The sequence below is a fragment of the Deltaproteobacteria bacterium genome (assembly GCA_016874755.1).
Lineage (GTDB): Bacteria > Desulfobacterota > Binatia > UBA9968 > UBA9968 > DP-20.
Map to the genome: position 1 here is coordinate 124281 of VGTH01000007.1, position 12555 is coordinate 136835.

General features: G+C 57.5%; 10 protein-coding genes. 9 read left to right on the plus strand and 1 reads right to left on the minus strand.

All coding sequences use genetic code 11. The features are described 5' to 3' along the window. The first annotated feature begins 282 nt into the window (after nt 1-282). The 6 genes from FJ145_06390 to FJ145_06415 all read left to right on the plus strand — a co-directional run bounded on the left by FJ145_06390 (nt 283) and on the right by FJ145_06415 (nt 7253). The gene (locus FJ145_06390; GenBank protein MBM4261058.1) at nt 283-1338 is read left to right on the plus strand and encodes an amidohydrolase; all 1056 of its coding nucleotides are present in this window, start codon (nt 283-285) and stop codon (nt 1336-1338) included. Between the two features lie 107 nt (nt 1339-1445). After that, entirely contained in the window at nt 1446-2357 is a 912-nt protein-coding gene (locus FJ145_06395; protein ID MBM4261059.1) for an NAD(P)-dependent oxidoreductase, read from the plus strand. 137 nt (nt 2358-2494) lie between these two features. Further along, nucleotides 2495-3532 carry a cytochrome D ubiquinol oxidase subunit II gene (locus FJ145_06400; protein MBM4261060.1) on the plus strand — a complete coding sequence of 346 codons (1038 nt, stop codon included), beginning with the start codon at nt 2495-2497 and terminating at the stop codon, nt 3530-3532. Nucleotides 3533-3541: 9 nt separating this feature from the next. Next, a complete protein-coding gene (locus FJ145_06405; protein ID MBM4261061.1) occupies nt 3542-4429 on the plus strand; it encodes an NAD(P)-dependent oxidoreductase in 888 nt (295 codons plus the stop codon). 79 nt (nt 4430-4508) lie between these two features. Further along, the gene (locus FJ145_06410) at nt 4509-6278 is read left to right on the plus strand and encodes a thiamine pyrophosphate-binding protein (protein ID MBM4261062.1); all 1770 of its coding nucleotides are present in this window, start codon (nt 4509-4511) and stop codon (nt 6276-6278) included. Between the two features lie 132 nt (nt 6279-6410). Further along, on the plus strand, nt 6411-7253 hold the full coding sequence (locus FJ145_06415; protein MBM4261063.1) for a tetratricopeptide repeat protein: 843 nt from the start codon (nt 6411-6413) through the stop codon (nt 7251-7253). Between the two features lie 138 nt (nt 7254-7391). On the opposite strand, the gene FJ145_06420 is transcribed toward FJ145_06415, so the two are convergent. Next, complete coding sequence (locus FJ145_06420) at nt 7392-9638, minus strand: radical SAM protein (GenBank protein MBM4261064.1); 2247 nt, start codon at nt 9636-9638, stop codon at nt 7392-7394. 121 nt (nt 9639-9759) lie between these two features. Here FJ145_06420 and ftsE point away from each other — a divergent pair, with 121 nt between their 5' ends. The 3 genes from ftsE to FJ145_06435 are packed head-to-tail and all read left to right on the plus strand — an operon-like array spanning nt 9760 to nt 12523. After that, nucleotides 9760-10473: a cell division ATP-binding protein FtsE gene (ftsE, locus tag FJ145_06425; GenBank protein ID MBM4261065.1), complete on the plus strand. Its 714-nt coding sequence runs from the start codon at nt 9760-9762 to the stop codon at nt 10471-10473. Beyond that, complete coding sequence (locus FJ145_06430) at nt 10470-11381, plus strand: ABC transporter permease (protein MBM4261066.1); 912 nt, start codon at nt 10470-10472, stop codon at nt 11379-11381. Before ftsE ends, FJ145_06430 begins: the two co-directional genes overlap by 4 nt. Further along, nucleotides 11366-12523, plus strand: a complete 1158-nt coding sequence (locus FJ145_06435; protein ID MBM4261067.1) for a hypothetical protein — start codon at nt 11366-11368, stop codon at nt 12521-12523. Before FJ145_06430 ends, FJ145_06435 begins: the two co-directional genes overlap by 16 nt. The last annotated feature ends 32 nt before the right edge of the window (nt 12524-12555 follow it).

Sequence of the window (12555 nt, forward strand, 5' to 3'; positions counted from 1 at the left end):
TGACGGCCACGCAAAGCACAATCAGCCAGAGTCTTGCACACACTTTTGCACCGTTAGATATCATAAGTTCCTCCCAATTGTTTCTATTATGTGGTCGTGACGGGGTGTCTTGACGAAATGCAAAACGGCGCCACTGTGCTTGACATGTGGGTTGCGAAAAAAGCCCCATCGGTATGATTTTTAATGAACTCTTTTAGGGTCGGTCTTTCGTCTTACATGCCTTGACGCTAAGGACGGACTGCGAGTAGAAGAGAGTTGCGCAGTATCTTTTGGAGGCTTGTCATGAAGCGATCGTTCCCAGTCGTCGATGCCGACGGTCACATTCTCGAAAAGGACCACGACTTGCGGCCATTTTTGCCGCCGCAGTTTCGCACCGTGCCGGGCAAGCGCGAGTATCCGCTATTTTCCTGGGACGGCTGGGCGCGCGGCGCTCTGTCGCCGGGGAAACGCGAGCATCCGAGCGTTGATTTGTGGCTGCGCTTCCTCGACGCGACGGAAATCGCGCTGACCGTGCTCTATCCAAACGAAGGCTTGAACATTGGCTTGCAGCGCGATCGCGATTGGGCGGTGGCGCTGGCGCAGGCTTACAATAGTTGGCTGCATCATGATTTTTTGAGCGTCAATCCGCGTTTCAAAGGTGTGGCCTTGTTGGCGCCGCAGGAACCGAAGGAGGCCGCCAAAGAGTTAGAGCGCGCCGTGGGTGAGCTGGGCATGGTGGCCGGCATGCTGCCCGGCGTGATGAGCCCGATGCGTGGTTTGGGTTTGCCGGAGTTCGATCCGATTTATGCGATGGCAGAAAAGTTGGAAGTGCCGCTGGCCGTGCATAGCGGCCCGGCGGTGGAACTGGGTCTGGAGCATGTGCGATCCTTTGCCGGTGTGTATCCGCTGAGCCATCCGTTTGCGCAGATGCAGCAGTTGACCAGCATGATGATCTACGGCGTCTTCGAGCGTTTTCCCAAACTGCGTGTGTCCTATCTTGAGTCGGGCTGCGGTTGGGTGCCCTACATGGCGGACCGTTTGGACGAGAGTTGGGAACATCGGCGCAGCCGCTGGCCCCATCCGACCAAACAGTCGCCGAGCGCAATCATGAGCCGCGGCAATCTCTATTACGCCTGTGAGCGCGAAGAGAAGACGCTGGCGAATGTCGCCGAATTGATCGGCGGCGGTCAGTTGTTGTGGGCGTCGGATTTTCCCCACGAGCGGCCCTGGGACGAATTCAGCGGCGATATCGATACGCTGGTGAATCGGGCCGATCTACCGAAGAATTTGCCGCGGCAGATTCTCTTCGAGAATCCGTGTCGGTTTTACAACTTAGGAGAAGTGAGTAATAAGGGGTAAACAGCAAGGAGTAAGGTGAGTTGAGCGTTTCCGCTCTCTGTTTTCCGCGTTGCTGATTTCCGAAAGCTCCTTACGCCTTACTCGCCACTTTCTCGAGGGAGGTTCCAATGCGCGTTATGATTACCGGTGCCGGCTTGATCGGCACGCACACCGCCAAAGAACTAACCGACCGTGGCGATCAGGTGACGTTTTTCGATTTTGCGCCGCGGCCCGATTACATTCGCCACGTGGTGGGCAAAGACGTGCCGGTTGTGCGCGGCGATATTCGCGATCTCGCCGCGCTGGTCGACGGCATGCAGCAGGTTAAGCCGGAGTGCGTGATTCATCTCGCTGCTTCGGTTGGCGAGGCGAATATCAACAACGTCTACGCCGGCTTCCAGATAAATTTGGTGGCGGCGATCAACGTGGCGGAAGCGGTGCGCTTGACCGGTGTGCGCAAGCTCGTCCATGCCAGCACCCAGGCGGTCTACTCGGGTGAGAACCCTAATGAGCTTTTGCGCGAGGACTCGCCCATCGATTGCCGCGAGCGGGTCTATAACGCGTCGAAGATCGGCTGCGAACATGTGCTGCGGACCTATTCCGCCAAGCATAACATCGAGTTGGCGCTGCTGCGCTTCGCCGGCGTCTACGGCTATTATTCCGTTGCCGGTGGTCCTGGCGTGGCGGTGCAGCAGGCAGTGTGGGATGCCATGGCGGGTAAGCCGGTGACGCTCAATGTCTACGAGACCGTCGACTTTATTTACGCTAAGGACTTAGCCAATGGCATCGCATTGGCGGTCCACACCTCGCCGCTGCCGCACAATGTCTACAATCTCGGCAGCGGTCAATTGACGACCGTCGACGACGTCGAGGCGGCGCTGAAAGCGATTTTCCCAGCCATAAAGATGAGCCGCGGCAAGCTGACGCCGGCGCGGCCGCGCATGGACATCACCCGCGCGCAGAGCGCGTTAGGGTTCAACCCTGAGTACAAACTGGAAGCTGGCTTGCGCGATTACATTGCTGAGTTGAACCGGCAGTAAGAAACTCGGATCATTTCGCGCAGGGGCGCCGAGGGCGCTGAGTTCGGATAGCCGGTTCGAAGCAGCGGATTCCAGCCGTCTTTGGGCGCTTTCGCGTGCAGCCTTTCTTTAAAAACTCTCGCGGTTATGTCATAGACTTGGGATTCCATGGATCAACCCAAAGTAACTTTGCCGCCATCGAGGCACAGATCGAGCAGTGGCTGCGCGGTACGCCGGAGAGCGGCAACCAGGATCTAATCGCCGAGATGATTCGCACGGTGCTGCGGTTGGCTGCCGACGAGCCCAGCCGCGGCGACCTCAAAATCCTTAACCGTACGTTAAAAGAGCTGCGCCAAGCCTTTAAAATATTTGCCCCCTACGAGAACGTGCGCAAGGTGAGCATCTTCGGCTCGACGCGCGTGCCGGAGCGCGATCCTTACTACGATATGACCATGGCCGTCGCAGGCCGCTTGGCCGAAGAAAATTTCATGATCATCACCGGTGCCGGCCCCGGGATCATGCAAGCGGGCCACGAAGGGGCGGGGCGGGAGAAGAGTTTTGGCGTCAACATCCGTCTGCCGGCGATACAAAAGGCCAATAGCTTTATCGACGGCGACCCCAAGCTCATGAGCTTTCATTTTTTCTTCACGCGCAAGCTGATGTTTGTCAAAGAGGCCGATGCCGTAGTGATTTTTCCGGGTGGCTTCGGCACCCATGACGAGCTAACCGAATCGATTACTTTAGCGCAGACTGGCAAGAGCCAGCTGGTGCCGCTTATTTTAATTGACGTGCCGGGTGGCACCTATTGGCAGGAGTGGCTGGCGTTCCTGCGCAGCGCGGTCAAAAGCCGTGGCTACATCACCGACGAGGAAATGGGGTTTTTCAAAGTTTTTGACGATGTCGAAGCGGCGGTGGCCGAGATCAAGAATTTCTATCGCAACTACCATTCCTATCGTTTCGTCAAACGCGAACTGGTGATTCGCTTGAACAGCGCGCCATCCCCAGCCTTGATCGAGCGCATCAACCGCGACTTCCGCGACATCTTCAAGGCCGGTGTCGCCCGGCAAACCGCGCCGCTGCCGGATGAAGCGGACGAGCCGGCGACCTTGCATTTGCATCGCCTGCTGGTGCCGTTCAACCAAATGGATTTCGCGCGCTTGCGCCAGATGATCGACGCCATCAATCAAGCGGGCTAGGAGACACCCATGGCCTTTCAGAAAATCGGCATCATGAGCATCGGTGAGATGGGCTTTCACTGGGCCAAGCTGCTCAAGAGCCATGGCATCGACGTTCTGACCTACGACAAAGACCGCGGCGAGGTGAGCCGCCAGCGCGGTGCCAATGCCGGTGTGAAGTCGGTCGAGTCTATGGCTGCTTTGGTCGAGCAGACGGAGCTGATCGTCTCCATCGTCGTGCCTTCGGCAGCGGTCAACGTCGCGACCAAAGTCGCCGAAGCGGCGAAGGCGGCAGGAAGAAAAGACTTGCTGTTTTGTGATGCCAACGCGATCTCGCCGATGAGCGCCGATGAGATCGCTCAGGTGCTCAAGCCGGCGGGCGTCAACTTCGTCGATGGCTGTATCATTGGCTCGGCGGCCAAAATGGGCAAGGGGACAATTGTTTACGTGTCTGGACCGCAGGCGTCGCGCCTGCAAGAGCTCGAAAAGTTCAACATCCCGATCAAGACCCTGGGTGACGGTGTCAATCAGGCGTCGGCGTTCAAAGTGATTTACGCCGGGTTGACCAAAGGGTTGCAGGGGCTGTTTTGCGAGCTGCTGATGGGGGCGCGCCAGTTCGGTTTGCTCGACGAGATTCGCGCTCAGTACGACGAGAGTTTTCCCGGGTTGTTAGACAAAGTCGCGCCCAGCGTCATCGGCCTCAAGATCCACGCCGGCAGACGCGCGGAGGAAATGGACGAATTGAAGCGCACCTACAACGCCCAGGGGCTGGAGTCGTTTATGGCGCCGGCGGCGCAGCAGGTCTTACAAGCGATTGCTTCTTTAAAAGCCGGCGAAGCTTCGGCCAGCGGCGCGCGCCAGGGCGACCTGGCGGACACCTTGGAACTGTTTTTCAGCAAAGGACTTTTGCGACGTTAGATTTCTTCGTGGAAGCCTAGCGGCTGCAACGGAATCCTGCTATGGAGTGGCGAACAAGAACTTAGGGAGGCTCTTAGCAATGTCCAGAGTAGAAAAAAAGCAACCGGAGTTTGGCTCCGACATCGTCGTCGATTTGATGAAGGCGCACGACATCGAATACACCGCATTCAATCCCGGTGCGACGTTCCGCGGCATTCACGACTCCATCGTCAACTACGGCGGCAACTACAAACCCGAAGTGATCTTCTGCCACCACGAAGAAATTTCGGTGGCCATCGCCCATGGCTACGCCAAGGCGAAAAACAAACCGATGATCGCGATCGTCCACAACATGGTCGGTTTGCAGCACGCCAGCATGGCGATCTTCAACGCCTACATCGACCGAGTACCGATGATGGTGCTCGGCGGCACCGGACCGATGAACACCAAACGGCGCCGGCCGCGCATTGACTGGATTCACACTGCGCTGGTGCAAGGCAACCAGGTGCGCGATTACACCAAGTGGGACGATCAACCCTATTCGATTGATGACGTGCCGGATTCGTTCACTCGCGGCTACCGCATCGCCACCACCGACCCAACCGCGCCGGTCTACATCAACTATGATGCCGATATTCAGGAAGACGCCGTGAAGGCGATGGTCGACATGCCGGATGTGAGCCGCTATTCGAAGCCGGCACCGGCCCAAGCCAACCCGGAAGCGCTGCGCCGCTGCGCCCAAGACATGGTCAACGCCAAGTGCCCGCTGATCGTCGTCGATATGCTCGGGCGCAATCCTAAAGCGGTGCCAATGCTGATCGAGCTGGCCGAGCTGTTGGCGATTCCGGTGGTCGACAAGGGCGCGCGCTTCAACTTCCCGTCGACTCATCCGCTGGATGTGACGGATGGCTCGCGCGACATCATGTCGAAAGCGGATTTCATTTTGGCGTTGGACGTCGCCGACCTGTTCGGCTCACTGACCACCGTCAGCAAGCAGACCCGCAATACCGAATACATCACCGGCGCCGGGGTCAAAATCGCCAGCATTTCGATGAACGACATGCTGGTGCATTCCTGGGCCAACGATTTCCAGGCGCTGCAAGCGATCGATAACCCGATGTGTGCCGACACCGCGGTGGCGATCCCGGAACTGACACGCATTTGCCGCGACCTGCTCAGCAAAGACGGCTCGAAGAAAGCCGGCATCGAAGCGCGGCAAAAAGAGTTGGCGGAGAAACACAAGAATCGCCGCGCCAAGTGGCTGAGTGACGCGCAGGCGACCAGCTCGAAAAAAGAAATCTCCACCGCCTGGCTCGCGTTGGAAGTCGGTGAGGCGATCAAAAAAGAAAACTGGGTGTGCGTCAACGGCACTTCCAACGGCTGGACGCGTCGTTTGTGGGATTTCAGCCAGGCCAATCAATCGCTTGGCGGCAGCGGCGGCGCCGGTCTGGGTTATGGCCCGGGTGCGGCGATCGGCGCGGCGTTGGCCTTGAAGGGCAGCGGCAAGCTCGCCGTCGCGATTCAGTCCGATGGCGATATGCTGATGACATCGAGTGCATTGTGGACGGCGGCCAAGCACCGCATCCCGCTCTTGATGGTCATGCACAACAACCAGTCTTACTATAATTCCGAGGAGCACGGCATCGAAGTCGCCAAGTTCCGCAAGCGGCCGGTAGAAAACGCGCCCATCGGCACCCATGTCGACGACCCGGCGGTGGATTTCGCGGTGATGGCGAAGTCCTTTGGTTGGAGCAGCGAGGGCCCGGTGCGCAACCCGGCCGATCTGCGCCCCGCCGTCGAGCGCGGCATCAAGTACGTCAAAGAAAAACAGATGCCGTACTTGATCGATGTGATTGCCGAGCCGAGATAGTTCTCAAGCAAATTCACCACGAAGGCGCGAAGATCGCGAAGGTCAGAGAAGAGATTGGAAATAGAGATTCGTTGGCGGTTTTTCTGTGCTCCGAACTTCGTGTCCTTCGTGTCTGCGTGGTGAGGGCATTCCGTGTCTGATCCCTATCTGGTTTTTCGTCAAGCGGTTGAACGGCCGGAAGAGCAGATCGATCTGGCCCGTGCGGCATTGACGGTTGCTTTAGACGACTATCCCAATCTCGACATAAGTTCCTACCTCGCCCGGCTCGATGACTTGGCGGTCGCGGTGGCGGCGCGCATTGGGCCGGATGGCGATACCGCGCGCACCATCGCGGCCCTCAATATTGTTTTGTTCAAGGAACAGGGTTTCCGCGCCAATCGCGACAACTACTTCGATCCGAAGAATAGTTTTCTCAATGAAGTGTTGGATCGCAAGACCGGTATCCCGATCACGCTTTCGCTGGTCTACATGGAGGTGGCTCAGCGCGTCGGGTTGTCTTTCGACGGCGTCGGTTTTCCCGGCCATTTTTTGCTGAAGCATGTCGCTGCCAATGGCGCTGAGATTGTCCTCGATGCGTTCAACCAAGGAGAGATCAAATCGCGCGATGACTTAGCAAAGCTCTTGGCAGCTCAGTATGGCAACAAGGTGACGCTGCGGCCCGAATTCCTCGAAACGGCGAGCAAGAAGCAAATCTTAAAACGCATGCTCAACAATTTGAAGGCGATCTATTTGCGCGAGGACGCGGCCAAAGATCTATTAAAGGTGCTGCCGGTGCTGGAGCGCATGGTGATCCTCGACCCGGCCTCGGCGGAGGATGTCCGCGACCGCGGCGCAGTTTATTTGCAGCTGGAATGTTTCAAGCAGGCGCGCGAGGACCTGGAGCGCTACTTAGTTTTGGCGCCGGACGCTGCCGATGCCGGAGTCGTGCGCGAAAAAATTATTGACCTTGCCAAGCAGGTGAGCCGGATGCATTGAATCCGGAGATTTAACCGCAAAGAACGCAAAAATTTCGGCGGGGAAATTTTCGCCACGAAGGCCACGAAGTTCACGGAGATAAGAAAAAATCAAAAAAATCTTTTCCAAACTTCGGGACCTTCGCGCCTTCGTGGTGAACTAATCTTTGGTCGCCTCACGCAGCGTAAACGCAAACGACGTGGTCAAGGAGAAATCTTTGATCATGGCGCGGGTTATCTGCCAGGGGCGGATCTCCCACAGCTTTAGGTTGCGCAGGTTGCTCAACGTGCGGCTCCAGCAGCGTTCGAGATCTTGACGCGAAAAGACGATCTGGTTGGTCAGGGCGTCGAACTTGAGCAGACCCAGCGGCGGCTTGAAGGGGATCAAATCGCGCAGCTCACGATAGCTTTCCTGCCAGCCGTGGATGCGATCGCTCAGATGGATGTTGGCCTGTAAGTTGTGCATCTCGTCCAGCAGGCGGCGCGCCGTGTCGCTTTCACGCTGGCGCAATTTCTGAATGCCGTTGCCGAGCTTCTCCCATTGTTTGAGAAACTGGTCGAGGTCGCGCCGGGTGAACAGTATCTTCGAGGAAAGCTCTTCGAGCGGGTCGAGAATCGTCCGCGCTGCCTCCGACAAATGTCCTTTGGCGCTACCATATAAGCGCTGGAGCTCGCCGATGCGCAGGGCCTGCCATATCTCGCTTTGGACCCGCTGTACTTGGCCAAGCCAGCGTTCTTCGGTCTCGTTCTTTTTGCGGGTTTGCAGCCAGACTTCTTCCATTTCTTTCAAGAACTTGGCCCAGGCGACGGCGAGCTGGCCGATTTCCTTGGTCCGTTTCCACGCGTGTACAGGGATCGAATCGACGGCGTAGCCAGGCCGGCGGTTCTTACGATCTTTCAGACGGAAAAAGCCGGCGACCATGGGGTGCTGTTTTTCCAACAGCGCGGCGTTCTTGTACCAGAAAAAGATCGACATCAGATTCCAGTAGTTGCGCGGGTTGTCGCTCCAGCGCGAGAGCACGCGAATCATGTTTTCTTTACTGTAGAAGGCGTTCCAAGCGTTTTCGTAGGCTTCGGTCCACTCCTCGGCGCTCATGCGCGGGTGCTTGATGGTGGCGTGAAACGAGTCGCGCTTGTTGAAATCGGGGTCCATCCATTCGCCCCGTTTACGCATCTCCTTGTGATCGTGCGAGCCCGGCAAGGGAGTCATCATGAAAAACGACGCCTGGTCCGGGCCGACTTCTTCCATCAAAAACTTGATGTCCCGCGGTACCTGTTCTTTGGAGTCCCACGGCAAGCCGATGATGTAGCCCGTGTGCACCACCACACCATGATCATGCCATTCTTTAATGATGCTGCGGTACTCTTCGACGTTGTTTTGCTTTTTGCCCTCGGCTTTGAGGTTTTCCGGGTTGACGCTTTCCATCCCGATAAACACCTGCGTGCAGCCCGCCTTGGCGGCCAAGGGGACAAAATCCTTGGGCTTGTGCGCCAGATCAACCTGCATCATGAAGGAAACGTTCAACCCCTCTTCGCGCAGCTTGCCGATCTCTTCGAAAGTCTCGCGCCAGAGTTTCTTGCGCGCGAAATTGTCGTCGGTGAAGAAATAAAAGTTCACGCCATGCGCGTAGTTGCGCCGGATCATGGCGGCAATGCTCTCCGGGCTGCGCTCGCGCATCTTGCGCCCCTGCACGTTGATGATCGTGCAGAAGCTGCAAGCGAATGGGCAGCCGCGCGAAGTGTCGGCGGTGCCGAAGGCCGGATGGGCGAAATGAGTCATGGTTTTCGAGCTGACTTTGGGCAGCGGCGCATCGCCGATGTCGACCAGGCTTTGCAGATCTTGGGCAAAACTGTAGATCGGTTTTAGCCGGTTATGCAGGAAGTCGGCGAGGATGCCTTCCCATTTGCCTTCGACTTCGCCGGAGACGACGCAGATGTTTTCCTGCACTAGCTCTTGTATATCGGGCTCTTGCTCGCCCAGCATGTTAATGGTGCCGCTGGTATGAAAGCCGCCGATGATCACCGGAATGTCGTTGGCGCGAAAAATCTTGGCCATATCGAAGGCGCGCGGAAACTGGTTGGTTTGCACGCCAACCATACAAACCAGCAGCTTGGTGCCCGGCTCTTTGCCCCAACGAATGATTTTCTTTAGCGGAATTTTCTCCGCGGTTTCATCGAAGGTGGTCACTTCGATGGGCAACTCGCCGAAAACCCGCCGTTGTTTGATGTCGTCGGTGAGGCCGTGCAAAACGTTCAACGTGTTGCTCGGCAGCACGCCTTTCCAGAAACGGATGACGTAGCCGTCGTCGTCATACTTGGAAGGCTTGATCAGCACCACATGGAATCTCTCGATTCGCGCATGGCTTACCATTCGGGCCTCCTCAGGGCTTGTAAGTGCGTCCGACATCTTTTATAAATAACGTAATAAAATCGAAGGTTTTGAGGACTCTAGCAGCCACCCTAACAACCTGTCAAGCAAATTTGCCGAGTTGGCGGCAATTTTTGACTGCGCGGTTCCGGCAGTTGATATGATCCAACTCTTCCACGTTTCAAAGACATACCCGCCGAGATCCCAGGCCCTGATCGATATTAACCTGACGATCGAGCAGGGGGAGTTCGTGTTTTTAACGGGTCCGAGTGGTGCCGGAAAAACCACGTTGATGAAGCTGCTCTTTCGCGAAGAGGAACCCAGCGACGGGCAGATTTTGGTGGACGGCAAAAATATTAACCGCTTCAATCGTCACGGCATCGCGCGCCTGCGCCGCAACATCGGGCTGGTGTTTCAGGAATTTAAGCTGCTGCCGCGTTTGAGCGTGATCGACAACGTTTCGTTGGCGGCCGAGGCGATAGGCAAGCCGCGACGCGATAGCCAGACCAAAGCCTACCAGCTGCTGCGCGACTTAGGGTTGCGCGAAAAATATGAAGCCAAGCCCATGACGCTCTCAGGCGGTGAGCAGCAGCGCGTGGCCATCGCCCGGGCGCTGATCAACGACCCGGCGTTGGTGCTCGCCGACGAACCCACCGGCAACCTCGATGCTGAGCGCGCCGAAGAAACGATGAAGATGTTTCTAAAAATTCGCGAGCGCGGCACGACCATATTCGTTGCCAGCCACGACATCGGTTTGATTCGCCGTTTTGGCACGCGGATCATTTCCTTGCGCAGCGGCGTGTTGGTGGACGACCTACAGCGCGTCGAACCCATCGAGCCGATCGAAAAAAAGGCTGGGGTGGCCAGGGCATGACGCGCGCGCAGATAGGCTTTATCGCTCGGCGGGTGCGCATGAGCCTGAGCGAATTGCTTTGGACCCATGTGTTGACCGCTGGGACCATGGCGATGACGCTTTTTGTCTTCGGCGCCTTCATGTTGTTGCAGGGCAATTTAGAAACTTTGCTCAAGGGTTGGGGGGAGCAGATTCAGATCAATGCCTACGTAGAGAAAGGTGCCGGCAACGCGGCGACGCTGGAACTTTACAAACGACTGCAGAACATGCCCGAAGTGCAGAAAGTCAGGCTGATTTCCCACGAACAAGCCTGGAAAGACTTTCACGCCGCGCTGGGGGCTCAGGCCGGCATCTTGGAAGGGTTGCCGGCGGATGTGTTGCCGGCCTCATTTGAAATCAGTGTGCGGCCGGAATATCGCGACGCCGTAAAAGTTGCGCAGTTGGCGGGCCAGATCAAAAAAGAAAAGGGCATCGCCACCGTGGAGTATCCGCAGGAGTGGGTCGATCGCTTGCAGTTGATCGTTACCGCGGTGCAATGGACCAAGTGGATTTTGGGCGGCGTTTTGTTTGGCGCGGCGCTTTTTATTGTCGGCAGCACCGTCAAGCTGGCGCTGTTGGCGCGCAAAGACGAAGTCGAGATCATGCAGCTGGTCGGTGCCGCCGAAGAGATGATCCAGGCGCCGTTTGTTCTTGAAGGCATGATACAGGGCGTGATCGGCGCAATTTTGGGCCTCGGTCTGCTGTGGTTTCTGTTCTCCTTTTTGCGCGACGGCATGCCTAAGTCGATGGGCCTTTTAGGCTCCCTCGACGCGGTGCAGTTTCTCGACATCAACGGCATCGCGCTGATTCTCGCCATTGGCTGGACTTTGGGTTGGCTCGGCAGTTTGATCTCCGTGAGAAGGTTTCTGCACACATGGCACAGCAACTAAATCACCTGATTTCCGTCGCGCTGCTACTCGTGCTGTTGTCGCCGCAGCTGGGTCGCGCCGCGGCCGCGGAGCGAAACCTCGATGGCATCAAGAAAAAAATCGAGCGGGAGAAACAAGGGCTCTCGCAGGTACAGCGCCAGGAAGGCTCGGTGCTGCAGTCGTTGAATCAGATTGAGAGCAGCCTCGAAACCAAAAGACGCGACCTGATCGCCGCCAACGCCAATTTCACAGCGGTGACGCAAGAAGTTGAGCGTCTCGAGGGCGAGCGGGAAAAAATCAAGCGTTCGATGCAGCAGCGTGAAGGTTTGTTGCAGAAACGTGCTGTGGCGCTCTATCGCTGGTATCGCGGCGGCAGCCCGGTGGTGTTGTTAAACGGCGACACCACCCTGGGAGGCTATCTGCAGCGCCAGCGCTATTTGCAAACGACCTTGTCCTACGATCGCGATTTGGTTGACAAGCTCAGCGCCGAAGTGAGAGCCAGTGAAACGGTGCGCGCCAAGTTGGAGCAGCGCAAGGCCGAGCTCGATGAGCGGCGCCAGGCCCTGGCGAAGGCGCAGGAGGCGGTGCAAGAGGAAGCGGAAAAAAAGAAGGAGATCCTTGCTAGCCTCAAGCAAGAAAAGGAAAGCCGCGTGCGCGCGCTGCGCGAGCTGGAAGTGGCGGCGGCGCGGCTACAAAAAATGATGGATGATTTAACCCGCGAGGCAATCATCCGCCCGCCGGAAGTCCCGTCCGGCACCGGGCTCAGCGTGTTGCGCGGCCGGCTCGACTGGCCGGTGCGCGGAGAATTAAAGCGCGAGTTTGGCAAGGCCAAACACCGCGAGTTTGCCACCGACGTCTTTCGCAATGGCATCGACATCGACGCCCACATGGGTGACGAAATCCGCGCCGTCGAGCGGGGCAGAATCGTCTTTGCCGACCGAATGGCCGGCTACGGCAAGATGATCATCGTCGATCACGGCGAGCGCTACTACACCATCTACGCGCATCTCGCCGAGTTCAGCAAAAAAAATGGCGACAGCGTTCGCCGCGGCGAGCCCATAGGGTTAGTCGGGGACAGCGACTCGCTCACCGGCGCCGGGCTCTATTTCGAGATGCGCAAAGACGGCCGCTCCATCGACCCCATGCCGTGGTTCCGCCGATGATGCCACAGCTTTTTTCTATCCAGCCGTGCCAG